The organism is Jannaschia marina (assembly GCF_013404595.1).
Taxonomy (GTDB): domain Bacteria; phylum Pseudomonadota; class Alphaproteobacteria; order Rhodobacterales; family Rhodobacteraceae; genus Jannaschia; species Jannaschia marina.
In genome coordinates, this window is the sequence record NZ_JABVAX010000004.1 from 164809 (window position 1) to 181895 (window position 17087).

At 70.4% G+C, this 17087-nt stretch carries 16 protein-coding genes and 1 tRNA gene; 11 read left to right on the forward strand and 6 right to left on the reverse strand.

Annotated elements, in window-relative coordinates; translation table 11 throughout:
• From HSX43_RS09540 to HSX43_RS09555, 4 genes are read left to right on the forward strand one after another with little or no spacing between them, the layout of a single operon-like run.
• Nucleotides 1–777, forward strand: a complete 777-nt coding sequence (locus HSX43_RS09540; protein WP_179379895.1) for an ABC transporter permease — start codon at nucleotides 1–3, stop codon at nucleotides 775–777.
• Nucleotides 770–1783 carry an ABC transporter ATP-binding protein gene (locus HSX43_RS09545; protein ID WP_179379896.1) on the forward strand — a complete coding sequence of 338 codons (1014 nt, stop codon included), beginning with the start codon at nucleotides 770–772 and terminating at the stop codon, nucleotides 1781–1783. The genes HSX43_RS09540 and HSX43_RS09545 overlap by 8 nt, the downstream gene beginning before the upstream one ends.
• The gene (locus HSX43_RS09550) at nucleotides 1780–2685 is read left to right on the forward strand and encodes a nucleoside hydrolase (RefSeq protein ID WP_179379897.1); all 906 of its coding nucleotides are present in this window, start codon (nucleotides 1780–1782) and stop codon (nucleotides 2683–2685) included. The genes HSX43_RS09545 and HSX43_RS09550 overlap by 4 nt, the downstream gene beginning before the upstream one ends.
• Nucleotides 2675–4441 (forward strand): adenine deaminase, encoded by a 1767-nt coding sequence (locus HSX43_RS09555; protein WP_179379898.1) that lies wholly within the window; start codon nucleotides 2675–2677, stop codon nucleotides 4439–4441. The genes HSX43_RS09550 and HSX43_RS09555 overlap by 11 nt, the downstream gene beginning before the upstream one ends.
• Nucleotides 4442–4486: 45 nt before the next feature.
• Here the strand turns inward: HSX43_RS09555 and HSX43_RS09560 are convergent.
• Nucleotides 4487–4576, reverse strand: a tRNA-Ser gene (locus HSX43_RS09560).
• 97 nt (nucleotides 4577–4673) lie between these two features.
• Between HSX43_RS09560 and HSX43_RS09565 the strand changes: the two genes are divergently transcribed.
• The 6 genes from HSX43_RS09565 (at nucleotide 4674) to HSX43_RS09590 (ending at nucleotide 11071) form a co-directional block, all read left to right on the forward strand.
• Nucleotides 4674–5666, forward strand: coding sequence for an ArsJ-associated glyceraldehyde-3-phosphate dehydrogenase (locus HSX43_RS09565; RefSeq protein ID WP_179379899.1), 993 nt, complete (start codon nucleotides 4674–4676; stop codon nucleotides 5664–5666).
• Nucleotides 5663–6865: an organoarsenical effux MFS transporter ArsJ gene (arsJ, locus tag HSX43_RS09570; protein ID WP_328795248.1), complete on the forward strand. Its 1203-nt coding sequence runs from the start codon at nucleotides 5663–5665 to the stop codon at nucleotides 6863–6865. Before HSX43_RS09565 ends, arsJ begins: the two co-directional genes overlap by 4 nt.
• Before the next feature lie 94 nt (nucleotides 6866–6959).
• Nucleotides 6960–7562, forward strand: coding sequence for a CDP-alcohol phosphatidyltransferase family protein (locus tag HSX43_RS09575; protein WP_179379900.1), 603 nt, complete (start codon nucleotides 6960–6962; stop codon nucleotides 7560–7562).
• Between the two features lie 10 nt (nucleotides 7563–7572).
• Entirely contained in the window at nucleotides 7573–8775 is a 1203-nt protein-coding gene (locus tag HSX43_RS09580) for an ABC transporter substrate-binding protein (protein WP_179379901.1), read from the forward strand.
• 9 nt (nucleotides 8776–8784) lie between these two features.
• Complete coding sequence (locus HSX43_RS09585; RefSeq protein ID WP_179379902.1) at nucleotides 8785–10443, forward strand: ABC transporter permease; 1659 nt, start codon at nucleotides 8785–8787, stop codon at nucleotides 10441–10443.
• Nucleotides 10436–11071, forward strand: a complete 636-nt coding sequence (locus tag HSX43_RS09590; protein ID WP_179379903.1) for an ATP-binding cassette domain-containing protein — start codon at nucleotides 10436–10438, stop codon at nucleotides 11069–11071. Before HSX43_RS09585 ends, HSX43_RS09590 begins: the two co-directional genes overlap by 8 nt.
• A gap of 74 nt (nucleotides 11072–11145) precedes the next feature.
• On the opposite strand, the gene HSX43_RS09595 is transcribed toward HSX43_RS09590, so the two are convergent.
• The 5 genes from HSX43_RS09595 to HSX43_RS09615 all read right to left on the reverse strand — a co-directional run bounded on the left by HSX43_RS09595 (nucleotide 11146) and on the right by HSX43_RS09615 (nucleotide 15663).
• Nucleotides 11146–13152, reverse strand: coding sequence for an ASKHA domain-containing protein (locus HSX43_RS09595; protein ID WP_179379904.1), 2007 nt, complete (start codon nucleotides 13150–13152; stop codon nucleotides 11146–11148).
• Between the two features lie 70 nt (nucleotides 13153–13222).
• On the reverse strand, nucleotides 13223–13453 hold the full coding sequence (locus HSX43_RS09600) for an N-(5'-phosphoribosyl)anthranilate isomerase (protein WP_179379905.1): 231 nt from the start codon (nucleotides 13451–13453) through the stop codon (nucleotides 13223–13225).
• 34 nt (nucleotides 13454–13487) lie between these two features.
• Nucleotides 13488–14474, reverse strand: coding sequence for a methyltetrahydrofolate cobalamin methyltransferase (locus HSX43_RS09605; RefSeq protein WP_179379906.1), 987 nt, complete (start codon nucleotides 14472–14474; stop codon nucleotides 13488–13490).
• Nucleotides 14471–15370, reverse strand: a complete 900-nt coding sequence (locus tag HSX43_RS09610; RefSeq protein ID WP_179379907.1) for a methylenetetrahydrofolate reductase — start codon at nucleotides 15368–15370, stop codon at nucleotides 14471–14473. The genes HSX43_RS09605 and HSX43_RS09610 overlap by 4 nt, the downstream gene beginning before the upstream one ends.
• Complete coding sequence (locus tag HSX43_RS09615) at nucleotides 15367–15663, reverse strand: virulence factor (RefSeq protein ID WP_179379908.1); 297 nt, start codon at nucleotides 15661–15663, stop codon at nucleotides 15367–15369. Before HSX43_RS09615 ends, HSX43_RS09610 begins: the two co-directional genes overlap by 4 nt.
• A 223-nt stretch (nucleotides 15664–15886) precedes the next feature.
• Here HSX43_RS09615 and HSX43_RS09620 point away from each other — a divergent pair, with 223 nt between their 5' ends.
• Nucleotides 15887–17053: a Ppx/GppA phosphatase family protein gene (locus HSX43_RS09620; protein ID WP_407929371.1), complete on the forward strand. Its 1167-nt coding sequence runs from the start codon at nucleotides 15887–15889 to the stop codon at nucleotides 17051–17053.
• Nucleotides 17054–17087 lie beyond the last annotated feature (34 nt).

A 17087-nucleotide genomic window follows, 5' to 3' on the forward strand; every position in this document is an offset into this window, starting at 1 on the left:
ATGTCACGCCTCGCGACCTGGCTCATCCTCGCCGCCACGCTCACCTTCCTGATCGGGCCGTTCCTGATCGTCATCTTCGCGGGCCTGTCCGCAGGCGAAGCCCTCGCCTTCCCGCCGCAGGGGCTGTCGCTCAAGTGGTACGCCAAGGTCTTCACCGTCGAGAGCTTCCGGGCGAGCTTCGCGCTGTCGATGTTCCTCGCCGTCTTCGGCACCCTCGCCGCGCTCCTGATCGGGATCCCGGCGGCCTATGCGCTGAACCGCTACGACCTGCCGGGCGCCGAGACCATCCGCACGATCGTCGCCGCGCCCATCATCGTGCCGGGCATCATCGTCGGCCTCGCCCTGCTGCGCTATTTCGTCGTGCCGTTGAACGTGACGATCACCCTCGCGCTCTTCGTCACCCATACCGCGCTGGTCCTGCCCTACGCGGTGCGTGTCGTCTCCTCGAGCCTCAACAACCTGCGCGCCGACATGGAGGAGGCGGCGGTGATCCTCGGCTGCACGCGGCTGCAGGCCTTCACCAAGGTCGTGCTGCCCAACATCCGGGGCGGCATCCTCGCCGCCTTCATCCTGGGCTTCGTGGCGAGTTTCAACGAGGTGCCCGCCTCGCTCTTCCTGTCGGGGCCGGGCGTGCGCACGCTGCCCATCGACATGCTGTCCTACATGGAGATCACCTTCGATCCCTCCGTGGCCGCGCTCTCGGCCCTTCTCGCCTTCATGTCCGTCGCCATCGTCTTTCTCGCCGAAAGGCTTCTGGGGTTCTCTCGCTATGTCTGACGCTTTCGTCTCCCTCGCCGGCCTGACGCTCTCCTACGGAGAGACGGTGGCCGTCCCCGATCTCGATCTCGACATCGCCGAGGGCGAGCTGATCGCGCTGCTTGGGCCGTCGGGCTGCGGCAAGACGACCACGATGCGCGCGATCGCCGGGCTGCTGACGCCCGCGCGCGGCCGCATCGTCATCGACGGGGAGGACGTGACGCGGACGCCGGCCAACAAACGCGGGATCGGGCTCGTCTTCCAGTCCTATGCGCTCTTTCCCCACCTCAGTGCCTTCGAGAACGTCGCCTTCGGCCTGCGCCTGCGCAAACGGCCCGAGGCCGAGATCCGGGCGAGGGCCGAGGCCGGGATGGCCACCGTCGGACTGACCGGCTTCGAGGGCCGCCGGCCGGCCGAGATGTCGGGCGGTCAGCAACAGCGCCTCGCCCTGGCCCGGTCGCTCGTGATGGAGCCCAAGGTTCTCCTGCTCGACGAGCCGCTCTCGAACCTCGACGCGCGCCTCCGGCTCGACATGCGCAACGAATTGCAGCGCGTGCAGAAGGACACCGGGATCACGATGGTCTTCGTGACCCACGATCAGTCCGAGGCGCTCGCGCTCGCCGATCGCATCGTCCTGATGAAGGACGGCCGGATCGAACAGTCGGGGCCGCCCGCCGAGCTCTATGCCGAACCCGCGACCCGGTTCGCGGCCGATTTCATGGGCTTCGAGAACATCTTCGGCGTCGAGGGCCCCGACCTCGTCTCGGAGACGGGTCGCCTTCCGCTCGGGTATCCGACCGACAGCCCCATCCTCGCGTGGCGCCCGGACGGCGTCGCCGTCGGCGCGGGGCCGCATTCGGGGCGCGTCACCGCCAGCAGCTTCGCCGGCGGCCATCGGGAATACGTGATCGACTGCCCCCTCGGCCGGATCAAGGCGAACGCGCCGATCGACACCGCCGAGGTACCCCTGGGACGCGACATCGCCTTCGACCTTCCGCAGGCCACAGCCCGCCCGTTGGCCGCGTGAGCGGGGTCTGGGTCGATACGGACTTCGGTTTCGACGACCTCTGGGCGCTCCTGCTGCTGCGCCACCTGGGTCGGCCCGTCGCCGGCGTCTCGCTCGTGGCGGGCAACGCGGCGATGGCGCAGGTCGCGGCGAACGCCCTCGGCGCGAAACAGGCCTACGGATTCGACTGGCCGGTCTGGGCGGGCGCGGCACGGCCCCTGGCACGATCGCAGGAGACCGCCGAACGGATCCTCGGACCACGCGGAATGCGCAGCCGCGGCCGGCACCTGCCGCGGGTCGACACCGCGGGCCTGAGGGACGGGGCCGTCGGGGCCCTGCGCGACTGGCTCTGCGCCGACGGGGACGACGCGCGGCCGGTCCTGGCGCTCGGCCCCCTGACCAACATCGCACGGCTGGTGCAACGGCACCCCGAGGCGCTCCCCCGCATCTCGCGGCTCGTCTGGATGGGCGGCAGCGCCGGCGCGGGCAACCACACCCCCCGCGCGGAGTTCAACGCCGTCGCGGACGCGGAGGCCCTCGCCTGCGTCCTCGGGGCCGGCCTCGCCCTCGACGTGGTCGACCTCACCTTCTGCCGCGGGGTCGCCTTCGGCGCGGGCGATCTCCCCGAAACCGACCCGCTGACGCGCGACCTGCTCGGCGGGTATCTCGACATCGCGCTCGCGCGCGGGCGCACCGGCATGGCGATCTACGACCCGCTGGCGGCGCTCGCGCTCGCGGCCCCCGACCGGATCGGGTTCACGCCCTGCAAGATCGAGGTCTCGACCGGACGCGGACCGGACTACGGCGCCACGTCGATCTCCCCCGCGCCCGGCACCGGCACGCGGCTGGCGACCCGCGCGGCGGGCGATCTCGCCCGCATCTGTCTCGACGCTCTGAAACGGGAGGCCCTCCATGGCCCGTGAGACCGACCTGAATGCACCTGCCCTGCGTGCCCGCGCGGTGAGCGCCGCACAGGGTCTCGACCCCTTCGACACGCTCGTCGCCGGAGCCCGGCTTCTCGACATGGTCACCGGGCGGGAAAGGACGGTCGACATCGGCCTCGTCGGCGGCCTCGTGGCAAGCGTTCACGCGCACGGGGCGCACCGCGACTGCCGCCTGCGCATCGACGCCGGCGGCCGCCATGCCGTGCCGGGCCTGATCGACACCCACATGCACGTCGAAAGCTCGATGGTGACGCCCGCGGAATACGCCCGGGCCGTGGTGCCGCGCGGCGTCACGACCGCCGTCTGGGATCCCCACGAATTCGCCAATGCCTGCGGCCTGCCGGGCGTCGACCACGCCATCGCCGCCGGCCGCGACCTGCCGCTCCGGCTCCTCACGCTCGCGCCGACCTGCGTGCCCTCCGCCCCCGGATACGAGACCTCCGGCGGCGATTTCGGCCCCGACGTCCTCTCCGACCTTCTCGCCCGCCCCGAAATCCACGGCGCGGCCGAGCTGATGACGATGCAGCCCCTGCTCGCCGGCGACCCGCGGGTGACCGGCATCGTCAACGCCGGCCTCGCCAGCGGCAAGCGCGTCTGCGGCCACGCCCGCGGCCTGACGGACGGTGCCCTGGCCGCCTATGCGTCCGCCGGCGTCGAGACGGACCACGAGCTGTCCTCGGGCGACGACCTGCTGGCCCGGCTCGAAGCGGGCCTCACCGTCGAACTGCGCGGATCCCACGGGCATCTTCTGCCGGAGTTCGCCGCCGTCCTCCTCGACCTCGGCCACCTGCCGCAGACGGTGACCTTCTGCACCGACGACGTCTTCCCCGACGACCTGCTGCATCAGGGCGGGCTCGACCACATGGTCCGCACGATGATCGGGCACGGCCTGCCGCCCGCCTGGGCCTACCGGGCCGCCACGCTGAACGCAGCCACCTGCATCGGGCGACGCGACCTCGGCCTCGTGGCCCCCGGCCGGCGCGCGGACATCGTCCTCCTCGACGATCTCGAAGAGGCAAGGGCGGCCCATGTCATCGCGGACGGGCGGCTCGTCGCTGAGGCGGGCCACCTGACCGTGCCGGCCCCCGACGTCGCGCCGCCCCCCGCCCTTCGCGCCTCGGTTGTCGTCGCGCGGCTGACCGCGGACGACTTCGAAGTCCCGGCCGCACCCCCGAAGGCCCGGATCGCGACCCTGTCGAAACCCCGCTTCCCGGTCTGGGGCGAGCGGGAGGTCGACGTGGCGGACGGCCGGCTCGTCCTGCCCGACGACATGATCCGCATGGCGATCGTCAACCGCTACGGCCGCCGCACCCCCCCGCGCGTCGCCTTCCTGGAGAACTGGGGCACCTGGCGCGGCGCCTTCGCCACGACGGTCTCGCACGACAGCCACAACCTGACGGTCTTCGGCCGCGACCCTGCCGACATGGCGCTCGCCGCCAACACCGTCCGGGCCACGCAGGGCGGTCTCTGCGTCGCGGGCGGCGGGCGGGTGCTGGCGCATCTGGCGTTGCCGCTGGCGGGTCTCGTGGGCGAGGCGCCGCTCGAGGAGGTGGCGGCGCGCTTCGCCGATGTCCGCGCGGCGCTCGACGAACGGGTCGACTGGGTGCCGCCCTACCTCGTCTTCAAGGCTCTCTTCGGCGCGTCGCTCGTCTGCAACGCCGGCCCGCGCCTCAGCGATGTGGGCCTCGTCGATGTCTTCGAAGGGCGCATCCTCGCGTCGCCCGTCCCGGGGTAGGGTATATCAGACGTCAGCCGCTCCCACCGAGAGGTGGGCAGTTCCTGGCAGAAGCGGTGGGATTCGAACCCACGAGACGCTTTCACGCCTGCCGGTTTTCAAGACCGGTGCCTTCGACCACTCGGCCACGCTTCCGCACGCAGGCTCGCTACACCGCGGCGGGCGGGTTGGAAAGTGTCATGGAAGTGTTACGCAACCTTCCTATGGGCGGCGCAGTAAGACAGGGGGTGACATGAAGGTTTTCGTGAACGGTCTCGGGCGCATCGGCAAACTGGCGCTGCGCGATCTGCTGGAGCGGCCGGGCGGCGTCGAGATCGTCGGCGTGAACGACGCGATGGGCGACGCGGCGCAGCACGCGCTCCTGATGGAATTCGACAGCGTCCACGGCCGCTGGGACCGCGCGTGCCGGGCCGAGGGCGACAGGCTGCATCTGGGCGATATGTCTTTGCCCTTCACCGCGCATCGGCGGATCGAGGATCTGCCGCTCGACGGCGTCGACATGGTTCTCGACTGCACCGGGGTCTTCAAGACGCCCGCGAAGATCGAACCCTACTGGGGGGCGGGCGTCGAGAAGGTGCTCGTTTCCGCCCCGGTCAAGTCGGAGGAGGCGCTGAACCTCGTCTACGGCGTCAACCACGACCGCTACGACGGCTCCCAGCGGCTGGTGACCGCGGCGAGTTGCACGACGAACTGCCTCGCCCCCGTCATCGCCGTGCTGCGCGAGGCCTTCGGCATCCGCCACGGCAGCTTCACCACGATCCATGACGTCACCAACACCCAGACCATGGTCGACCGGCCCCACAAGGATCCGCGCCGCGCGCGGTCGGCGCTCACGAACCTCGTGCCGACGACCACCGGATCGGCCAAGGCGATCATGGACATCTTCCCCGACCTCGAAGGCCGGCTCATGGGCCACGCGGTGCGCGTCCCGCTCCTCAATGCGTCGCTCACCGACTGCGCCTTCGAGATGGCGGTGCCCGTCACGGCGGAGGCGGTGAACGACGCCTTCCGCGCCGCCGAAGCCGGGACGATGGCCGGGATCCTCGGTCTAGAGGACCGGCCGCTCGTCAGCTCGGACTTCTTGAACGAGCGCCGCTCGACCGTCGTCGACGGCCCTTCGACGGTGGTGGTGCAGGACACGCACCTGAAGCTCTACGCCTGGTACGACAACGAGTTCGGCTATGCCGTGCGCCTCGCCGACATCGCGCGGATGATCGCGGCGTGACATCGCTGCGCGGCTACGCGGCGGTCACGGCGGCCTACTGGGCCTTCATGCTGACCGACGGGGCGCTCAGGATGCTGGTACTCCTGCACTTCCATTCGCTCGGTTTCTCGCCGCTCACGCTCGCCTGGCTCTTCCTGCTCTACGAGGTGGCGGGCATCGTCACCAACCTCGTCGCCGGATGGCTCGCCGCGCGCTTCGGCCTCGCCTCGACGCTCATCGTCGGGCTCGCGCTCCAGATCGCCGCGCTCGTCGCGCTCACGCAACTCGATCCGGCATGGAGCCTCGTCGCCTCTGTCGTCTTCGTCATGGCGGTGCAGGGCGCCTCGGGCGTCGCGAAAGACCTGACGAAGACCGCCTCGAAATCCGCGGTGAAGCTTCTCCTGCCGGCGGGGCAGGGGGCGCGGCTCTATACCTGGGTCGCTGCGCTGACCGGCTCGAAGAACGCGGTCAAGGGCGCGGGTTTCTTCCTCGGCGCGGCGCTTCTGGGCACCATCGGCTTCGCTTCGTCGCTCTGGGCCATGGCGACGGGTCTCGGTGTGATCCTCGCCGCCATCCTGCTCTTCCTGCCCACGGGGCTCACGGCGCGGGTGAAGGACACGAAATTCGCGCAGGTCTTCAGCAAGGACGCCCGCATCAACGCGCTGTCGCTCGCCCGGCTCTTCCTCTTCGCGGCGCGCGACGTGTGGTTCGTGGTCGCGCTGCCGATCTGGCTCGCGGGCTACCTGACGCAAGGCCTCGACGAGGATCGCGCCTTCTTCCTGACGGGCGGTTTCATGGCCGCCTGGATCATCTTCTACGGCGCGGTGCAGGCCACCGCCCCCCGCCTCGGGGCGGGCACGGCGGCGCGGGCGCGCGGCTGGGTCTTTGCCCTGGCGGGGGTCTCGGTCGTCCTGACCGCCGCCGCGCTTCTCGCGCCGCAGGCCGGCTGGCCCGTCCTCGCGGGTCTCATGGTGTTCGGGGCCGTCTTCGCGGTGAACTCCGCGCTCCATTCGTTCCTCATTCTCGACTTCGCGGGCGCGGGGCGGGTGACGATGGACGTCGGCTTCTACTACATGGCCAACGCGGCTGGCCGCCTTCTCGGCACGGCGCTCTCGGGGCTCACCTATCAGATCGGCGGCTTGCCACTGGCGCTGGCCACGGCGGCCCTGCTGGCCGGGGCCTCGGGCATCGTCATGGGGCGGTTGCACTTGCAGCCCTGAGGCGAGTCGCGTTTAACCTCACGGGCTTGTGCCTTGCGCGCACCCGTGCCGCGCAGGCAGAGCGCAGAAAACCGCGCCACGGCCCAGGGACCCCATGCTCGACCGCTTCGCCCGCCCGCTCATCGACCCGCCGCTGAACCGTCTCGGCGCTGTGCTGGCGCGGGCCGGCTGGACGGCCAATGGCGTGACGATGGCGGGTTTCGCACTCGGGCTGCTGGCGGCTGCGATCATCGCGCTCGGGGCCCCGGGCTGGGCGCTCCTGCCGCTTTTGGCCTCTCGCCTCCTCGACGGGCTCGACGGGGCGGTGGCCCGGGCCACGCGCACGACCGACTTCGGCGGCTATCTCGACATCTGGTGCGACTTCGCCTTCTACGGCGCGGTCCCCTTCGCCTTCGCGCTCCTCGACCCGGCGAACGCGCTTCCGGCGGCCTTCCTGCTGCTGTCGTTCTACGTCAACGGGGCGAGCTTTCTCGGCTATTCGATCATGGCCGAGAAACGGGGGCTCGAAACCTCGGCGCAGGGCGTCAAATCATTCTACTATTCCGCCGGCCTGCTCGAAGGGACGGAGACGATCTTCTTCTTCGTCCTCCTCTGCCTCCTCCCGGCCTGGTTCGCGCCGCTGGCCTGGGCATTCGGAGCCCTCTGCCTCTTCACCGCCGTCGCCCGCGTCGCCAATGCCCGCCATATCCTGACCTGAAAGTAGCTCCATGCGTCTCGCCCTCTCCCTCCTCGCCGCACTGGCACTCTCCGCCCCGGCCACGGCCCAGACCGCACCCGACCCGACCGACTGGGCGGCAGTAAGCACGGCTGCACGGGGGCAGACCGTCTACTGGCACGCCTGGGGCGGCTCGACCGCGACGAACGACTTCATCGCCTGGATTGGTGAGCAGGCGGCGGAAGAGGGCGTCGACCTGCGCCACGTGAAGCTCACCGACACGGCCGATGCGGTCGGCGTCGTGCTGAACGAATTGCAGAGCGGGATCGAGAGCGGCGGCTCGGTCGATCTCATCTGGATCAACGGGGCCAATTTCGCCTCGATGAAGGAGGCCGGGCTGCTCTTCGGGCCCTTCGCGCAGCACCTGCCGAACTGGCGCTACGTCGACACCGAGGACAAGACCGTCGAGACGGATTTCACCGTGCCCACCCAGGGCTACGAGAGCCCCTGGGCCATGGCGCAGCTCGTCTTCGTCTACGACAGCGCCGACGTCGAGACGCCGCCCGCCTCGGCGGCGAAACTCCTGCAATGGGCGCATGAAAACCCGGGCCGCTTCACCTTTCCGCAGCCACCCGACTTTCTCGGGACGACCTTCCTCAAGCAGATGCTCATCGAGCTGACCGACGACACCGCGCGCCTGCAGGACCCGGTCGGCGACGACTACGAGGAGGTCACCGGCATCCTCTGGGACTACCTCGACCAGCTCGAACCGCTCCTCTGGCGGCAGGGGCGGGCCTACCCCGAGACCGGGCCGCGCCAGTTCCAGCTCATCAACGACGGCGAGGTCGACATCGCGCTGAGCTTCTCGCCCGGCGAGGCGACGACTGCGATCGAGAACTTCGAACTGCCCGAGAGCGTGCGGACCTACGTGCTCGAAGGCGGCACCCTCGGCAACGCGAGCTTCGTCGCCATCCCCGTCAACGCCAATGCCCATGCCGGCGCCATGGTCGTCGCCGACATCCTCCTGTCGCCCGCGGCGCAACTGCGCGCGCAGACGCCCGACATCCTGGGCTATGGCACCGTGCTCGACATGGAGAAGCTCTCCGAGGAGGACCGCGCCGCCTTCGCGGAGCTGGATCTCGGCATCGCCACCCTCTCGCCAGAGGAACTCGGGACCGTCCTGCCCGAGCCGCATCCGACCTGGGCCACGCGCCTCGCCGCCGATTGGGTCGCGCGCTATGGCGTGGCCGACTGACGCCACGCCTTGCTGCGCCCGCTTCCCCTCCTGACCACGCTGGTCCTCGCCGGGCCGGTGCTGGTCGGGCTGATCGGCGCGGTGTTGCCCGCCTTCGGCTATCTCGTGCCCGGCGCGGACATGCCGTTCAGCCGCGCGCTCGACTGGCCCGGTCTGACCCGCGCGCTCGGTGTCTCGGTCTTCTCCGGCGTGCTCTCGACGCTGGGAGCCCTCGGCCTCGCCACGCTGATCCTCGCCGGCTGGCACGGCACGCGGCCTTTCGCCTGGCTCGAACGCGCCCTCTCGCCGCTCCTCGCCGTGCCCCATGCCGCGGCCGCGCTCGGCCTCGCCTTCGTCGTCGCCCCCTCGGGCTGGCTGATGCGCGCGCCGGCCACGCTCCTCGGGTGGGAGCGGCCGCCGGACCTGCTGATCCTGGGGGACCCGTTCGGCCTGTCGCTCGCCGCCGGCCTCGTCGCGAAGGAGCTACCGTTCCTCCTTCTGATGATGCTCGCCGCGCTCGGGCAGGTGCAGGCCGGCAGCCGCCTCGCCGTCGCGCGCAGCCTCGGGCAGGGGCGCGTCGCGGGCTGGCTCAAGACGATCTTCCCCGGAGTCTATGCGCAGGTGCGCCTGCCGGTGCTCGTCGTCCTCGTCTTCGGGGTCACCAATGTCGACGTGGCCGTCATCCTCGGGCCGACGACCCCCAGCACGCTCTCGGTGCAGATCACCCGCTGGATGACCGACCCGGATCTCTCGACCCGCGCCGTCGCCGCCGCCGGGGGGCTGATCCTCTTCGCGGCGACGCTCGCCGTCCTCGCCGCCTGGATCGCGGGAGAGCATGTCTTGGCCCGCCTCGGCCGCGCCTGGGTCTGGTCGGGCCACGGCCTGCCGGAGCGCGCGGCCCGCGGCACGGGGCTGGGCCTTGCCACCGTGTCGGCGGTGATGGTCCTCCTCGGGCTCGCCGCGCTCGCCGTCTGGTCCGTCGCCGCGCGCTGGACGTTCCCCGACCTCCTGCCGGAGGGGCTGACCCTGCGCAGCTGGAACCGCTTCGGCCCCGAGATGCTCGCCACCGCGGGCGATACGATGCTCCTCGCCGTTGCCGCCACGCTCGTCTCGCTCGTCCTCGTCATCGGTTGTCTCGAAGCCGAGGTGCGACACGGCCTCACCGCCGGGCAGCGCGCGCTCTGGCTTCTCTACCTGCCGCTCCTCATCCCGCAGGTGACGTTCCTGCCGGGGCTGCAACTCCTGCCGCTCTCCCTCGGGATCGGGCCATCCCTCTGGCTCGTCCTCCTCGGACATGTCGTCTTCGTGCTCCCCTACGTCTTCCTGTCGCTCTCGGGGCCTTTCCACGCCTGGGACCCGCGCTTCGCCCAGGTCGCCACGGGCCTCGGGGCCTCGCGCAACCGGGTCCTCTGGCGACTGCGACTACCGATGCTGATCGGCCCCATCCTGACGGCGGTGGCCGTCGGCATGGCGGTCTCGGTGGGGCAGTATCTCACAACGCTCCTCCTCGGCGGCGGGCGGGTGACGACCATGGTGACCGAGGCCGTGGCGCTTGCCTCGGGCGGCAACCGGAGGGCGATCGGCGTCTGGGGGCTGGGGCAGGCGCTCGCCGCGCTCCTGCCGTTTGCGCTGGCGCTCCTGCTGCCCGCAATCCTGTACCGCAACCGCCGGGGGATGCGCCATGGATAGGGGCCTTCGGATCGAGGGCCTGCGCATCACGCGCGGGGGCGAGACCCTGCTCGCGATCGACGCCCATGTCGCCCCGGGGGCGGTGCTCACGCTCATGGGGCCGTCGGGGTCGGGCAAGTCCACGCTGCTGAGCGTCGTGATGGGCGACCTCGCGCCGGCCTTCCGCGCGACGGGGCGCGTCCTCCTTGACGGGCGCGACCTGACCGGCCTCGCGCCCGAGGCGCGGCACGTCGGCATCCTCTATCAGGATCCGCTCCTCTTTCCCCATCTCGACGTCGCCACCAACCTCGCCTTCGGCCTGCCGCGCGGCGGCACGCGGGCCGAGCGGCGCGCGGCCGTGGAGGCCGCGCTCGCCGAGATCGGGCTCGACGGCTACGGCCCGCGCGATCCGGCCACGCTCTCGGGCGGGCAGGCGGCGCGCGTGGCGCTCATGCGCACGCTCCTGTCGAAGCCCTGCGCGCTTCTGCTCGACGAGCCCTTCTCCAAGCTCGATACCGACCGCCGCGACCAGATCCGCCAGCTTGTCTTCGCGCGTGCCCGGGCGGCGGAGATCCCGGTGCTGATGGTCACCCACGACGCCGCCGACGCGGAGGCCGCGGGCGGGGAGATAATCCGGCTCGGGGTCTGACATGTCATGGTCGGGCCCGACCCGACCATCTCTCCGACCGGCAGATCCTCGGGTCTCGCCCGAGGAGGGTAGCACTAGCTTGAGCGCCGCCGCCGCCGTCCCGTCGTCGCTACATTCCAGCTCACGTCCGGCAGCGTCACCTCGCCCGCCAGATGCGGGAAGGAGGCCGTCGCGTGCGGGATGGCGTTCGCCGCGACGAAATGCTCCTGAAAGCGGGGGGCGACGGCCGTCTCGACCTTCTCGATCCGCCGCACAAGCCCCTCGATATGCGCCCGCGCGCCCCGGTCGCAGAGCGCCATGCGCGCGCCGTGCCCCGCGGCGTTGCCCGCGCTCGTCACGCGGTCGAGCGGCGCATCGGGGATCATGCCGAGCACTATCGCGTGGCGGGGCGAGATATGCGCGCCGAAGGCCCCGGCGAGCGTCACCTGGTCGAGCGTCTCGACCCCCGCCTCGTCCATCAGGAGCCGTGCGCCCGCGTAGAGCGCCGATTTCGCCAGCTGGATCGCGCGGATGTCGCCCTGCGTGACGCGGATGTCCCGGTCGCCGTCGGACCAGAGCCGGTAGGCGTGCGTCCGCCCATCTGCCGCGCAGCGGTCCGTGCCGACCTGCGCCGCCGAGCCGATGAGGCCGGTCGCATCGAGGATGCCGGCCAGCCGCATCTCGGCCACCGCCTCGATGATGCCCGAGCCGCAGATGCCGGTCACGCCCGTCGCAGCCGTCGCCTCGGCGAAGCCCGGATCGTCGGACCAGAGCTCGGACCCGATCACGCGAAAGCGCGGCTCTTTCGTGTCGGGGTCGATGCGCACCCGCTCGATCGCGCCCGGGGCCGCGCGCTGCCCCGCGCTGATCTGCGCCCCCTCGAAGGCCGGGCCGGTGGGTGAGGAACAGGCCAGCAGACGCGCCCGGTTGCCGAGCAGGATTTCCGCGTTCGTGCCCACGTCGACGATGAGCGTCATCGGCGTGTCGCGGTCGGGCCCCTGTGCCAGAGCGACCGCCGCCGCATCCGCGCCGACATGCCCCGCGATGCACGGCAGCACGTAGACCCGCGCCCCCGCCGCCATGGCCTCGAGCCCGATCTCCGCCGCGCCGAGCCGCAGCGCGTCGGAGGTGGCGAGGGCGAAGGGCGATTGGCCGAGCTCCACCGGGTCCACGCCCAGGAGGAGATGATGCATCACCGGGTTGCAGACGATGACCGCCTCGAGGATGTCGTCCGCCGCGACGCCGGCCTCCGCCGCCAGCTCCCTCGTCAGGGCGTCGAGCGCCTCGCGCACGGCCCGCGTCATCTCGGCGTCGCCGCCGGGGTTCATCATCGCGTAGGAGACGCGGCTCATCAGGTCCTCGCCAAAGCGGATCTGCGGGTTCATCACCCCGCCCGAGGCGCGCACTTCGCCGGTCGAGAGGTCGCAGAGATGCGCGGCAATGGTCGTGGAGCCGAGGTCGATTGCGAGGCCGACGACGGGATCCTCGCGAAGACCGGGCCAGAGACCGGCGATCCGGTTTTCCTCGTGGTTCACGGCGACCGTGATCTGCCATTTTCCGGCACGAAGAACCTTCTGCAACCGCCCGAGGAGGGGCAGGGGCAGGGTCGGCGCGTCGACGTTCCATTCCGTCTTCAACGCTGCCTGCAGGCGCTCCAGGTCGCCGGATGGCGCATCCATGTCTGGCTCCTCGACCGTGACCACATGCAGCCGCGTGGCCGGGTCCATCCGGATCGGCGCCCCCCGCGCCTCCTTGCGCACGACCTGCCGGTGCACCTGGCTTTCGGGCGGCACGTCGATCACCACGTCGCCCTGCACCGTCGCTTGGCAGCCGAGCCGCCGCCCCGGCGCGAGCCCGCGCTTCTCGTCGTAGCGCCTCTCGACCGCGTTCACCTCTGAGAGCGCATCCGCACGCACGCTGATACCGAGTTTCGGGAAGTCGCCACGCCCCGGCGCGACCTGGCATTTCGAGCAGATCCCCCGCCCGCCGCAGACCGAATCGAGATCCACGCCGAGCTGCCGCGCTGCCGTCAGCACGGGCGTGCCGGTCGCGAAACGCCCGCGCTTGCCCGAGGGCATGAAGATGACGTGATGATCGCTCATCGCGCCCCGCCCGGCGGAATATTCCCGAATATTCCGCGGCCCGCAGATCCTTCCCGAAGGATCTGCTGTGTCAGACGATGACCTGCATGGGCGCCCGGGTGCAGATGACGATGAACTGGTCGCCGGCCTCGATCAGGCGAAAGCCGCGTTGGCGCACTTCCAGCTCCAGCCGCGTCCGGCCGATCTTGCGCTCCACGTCGCGTACCTTTCGGCGCACCACGCCCCCCGTCGACGCGGCTTTCGCGCCGAAGAGTTGCGCAACCCATTCGTCGTTCGTGTGGACGGGTCCGAGAAAGCTCATCTCGCATCATTCGCATCCGATGCTTGCCAAATCGTTACGCGCGGCGGCGGCCCCCGCGACGCCCGCCGGTGCGCGACCCCGCCGAGGCGGCGGCCCGCGCGGCCTCCGCGAAGCTCGCGCCCTCCTTCACGGCGTCGAGGACGCGGGTGAAGCCGATCCATTTGCCGCCGTTCGGATCGTGGTTCATCAGGAGGTTCGCGGCGTTCACCGCCTCCATCTCCTGCGCCCGCACCGGGTTCATGATCGCGCTCGTCATGCCCGCCCCGATCGCCATGGGCAGGAAGGCGGCGTTGACGCCGTGGCGGTTCGGCAGGCCGAAGCTGACGTTCGAGGCACCGCAGGTCGTGTTCACGCCCAGTTCGTCGCGCAGCCGGCGGACGAGGGTGAAGACCTGCTGCCCGGCGGTCGCCATGGCACCGATGGGCATCACCAGCGGGTCGACGACGATGTCGTGGGCCGGGATGCCGTGGTCCGCGGCGCGTTCCACGATCTTCTTCGCCACGGCGAAGCGCACGTCCGGATCCTCGGAAATGCCGGTGTCGTCGTTCGAGATCGCGACGACCGGCACGTTGTACTTCTTGACGAGTGGCAGGACGAGCTCCAGCCGCTCCTCCTCGCCGGTGACGGAGTTCAGGAGCGGGCGCCCCTCGGCCGCCTGCAACCCGTTCTCGAGCGCGCCGGACACCGAGCTGTCGATGCAGAGCGGCACGTCGACGAGGGCCTGCACCCGCTCGACGAGGGATTTCATCAGGGCGGGCTCGACGAAGTTGTTGTCGGCGTAGCGCGGGTCTTCCGCCATCTTGTTGGTGAAGACTGCCCCGGAATTGACGTCCAGCACCATCGCCCCGCAGGCGACCTGCTCCAGCGCGTCCCGCTCGACGGTCGAGAAATCGTCCATCTCCAGCTCGGCGGCCAGCTTCTTGCGCCCGGTCGGGTTGATCCGCTCGCCGATGACGCAGAACGGTTCGTCAAAGCCGATGACGACGGTCTTCGTCTTCGATTCCAGTACGGTGCGGGTCATTCTTCATCCTTCGAATGGGCTTTGAGCCAGGTCGCCGAGGTCTTGATCCCGCCGAGCGGGAAAACATGGACGGAGGCGATGTTGAAGTCAGGCGTGACCGCCTTGTGCGCCGCAAGCTCCGAGAGGAACTCGGTCGGCTCGTAGGGCAGCAGCAGTTTGGTGACGTCCATCGCGCGCTTCTGCAGGACGCGGAGCGAGGGCCCGACGCCGCAGGCGATGGCGAATTTGATGAGCGTCTGCAGTTTCGCCGGGCCCGCGACGCCGATGTGCACCGGCAGGTTAACGCCCGCCGCCTTGATCGCTTTGGCCCAGTCGATCACCGGGCCCGCCTCGAAGCAGAACTGCGTCGCGATGGCCATCTCGGCATCGGTGCGTTCGGAGAATTTCTGTTTCCACAGAAGGGCCTCCGAGACGTTCTTCACGCTCCCGTCCGGGTCGATATCGCGGTTGCCCTCGGGGTGGCCGGCCACGTGGAGCCGGCTGAAGCCGTCGAAGGCTTCGCTCTCCAAAAGCTGCATCGAATGGGCGAACTCGCCTGCGGGTTCGGGAACACCCCCAGCAAGCAGAAGCGCCTGCGTTACGTCCGCTTCGTCCCGGTAACGCGCGATCCATTCGGCCAGCGTTGCGCGGTCCAGGATGATGCGCGCCGGGAAATGAGGCATCGGCTCCATGCCCTCCGCCCGCAGGCGCGCGGCGGTGGCCACCATCTCGTCGATCGGCGTGCCGTCGATATGGGCGATGTAGACCCGCGTGCCGCGCGGCAGGATGGTGGCGAAATCCTCGACCTTCTCGGCGGTGCGCGGCATCACCTCGATCGAGAATCCCTGCAGGAATTCGGCGAGCGCGGCATCCTTCGGGGCAGGTGCAGCGGACTTGCGGAACCCGAGGATGCTCATGCTTCCCGCCCTCCGGCCAGCGCGACCGTCTTCAGCCGGTCCTGCGTCCACTCGGCCTCCAGTTCAGCGGCCCGGGCCGTTGCGATCTCGGCGTCCGCGCCCTCGATCTCCTCGGGCACCTTGCGCCAGTCGGCGAGATAGGCATCGGTCTCGGCCGCGCCCGAGCGCATCGCCGCGCGGTCGATGGCCTGCTCGAAGCGTTCGGACAATTGCACCTTGGCCGCGCGCCGGCCCTTGCCGGCGATGACCTGCGCGGGAATGTCCCGCCAGTAGACGACCGTAACCTGACCCATGTGACCCTCCTCGCACTCTGCCAGACATATAGGAGCGCGGATGCGGCCCTGACGTCCCGATGGCGACTTCGTGCCTTCTGATGGCGACACCTGTGGAATACGCGAGACGGTGGCGGCGGGCGAGGGGGCGAAGCCGTCGAATCCCTCATGTCGGACATGAGGTGGCTTGTGCGGCGGGGTTCCGAATTGTAGCCTGCCCCCAACCCAAAACACGGAGGCGGCGATGCCACCGGAAGACCCGGCCCGGGGGCCGAGGTCCGACGCCGGTGCCCCGCGCATCGCCGGACCCGCCCCCGTGATGCGACCGAAGCCCGATGCCCGGGCGCGTGACGACCGGCCCGACCCGGCCGAACTCTACGCGGCGCTCGACCTCGGCACGAACTCCTGCCGGATGCTCATCGCCCAGCCCAAGGGCAGCCAGCTTCACGTCGTCGACAGTTTCTCGAAATCGGTCCAGCTCGGCAACGGGCTCGAGCAGTCGGGCCGGCTCTCGCGCTCCTCGATGGCGCGCACCATCGGCGCGCTCAAGATCTGCCGGCGCAAGCTCGAGACGCATGACGTCCGCCGGATGCGCCTCGTCGCGACCGAGGCCTGCCGCCGGGCCACGAACGCGACCGAGTTCATCGACCTCGTTCACCGCGAGACCGAGCTGCCGCTCGAGATCATCCAGCCCGAGGAGGAGGCGCGTCTGGCCGTCGTCTCCTGCGCGCCCCTCGTGTCCGCGAAGACCGAGCAACTCCTCGTGGTCGACATCGGTGGCGGCTCGACCGAGCTCGTCTGGATCGACCTGACGCGCGTGCCTCGCCACGACCGCGCGCGCGCGATCATGCGCCTGCACGCCGGTTTCCAGGGCACGGGCGACGATCCGTTTCCCCGCGCGAAGGTGGTCGACTGGATCTCGATCCCCCTCGGCGTCGCCACGCTCAAAGACCAGTTCCGCGACGTGACCGACGACGCCGCGCGCTTCGCGCTCATGTCGTGGCACTTCGAGGAATGCCTGTCGGAGTTCTCGCCCTATGCCGATGCCGAGGGCGACGCCGACCCCGGCTTCCAGATCATCGGCACCTCGGGCACGGTGACGACCGTGGCGGCCACGCACCTCAACCTGCGCCGCTACGACCGCAACAAGGTCGACGGGCTGCGCATGACGACGCAGCAGATCGACAAGGTGATCCGCGGCTATCTCGCGCAGGGGCCCGACGGGCGGCGCAACGATCCACGGATCGGCCGCGACCGCCACGCGCTCATCATGTCGGGCGCCGCGATCCTGCAGGCGCTCCTGCGGGTCTGGCCGACGGATCGTCTCTCGGTCGCGGACCGGGGCCTGCGCGAGGGGCTGCTCTATGCGCAGATGTCCGGGGACGGGGTTCTCGACGACGGACCGTTCTGAAGGCTCTTCGCGGAAGAGCCTTCCGGGAGTTTTC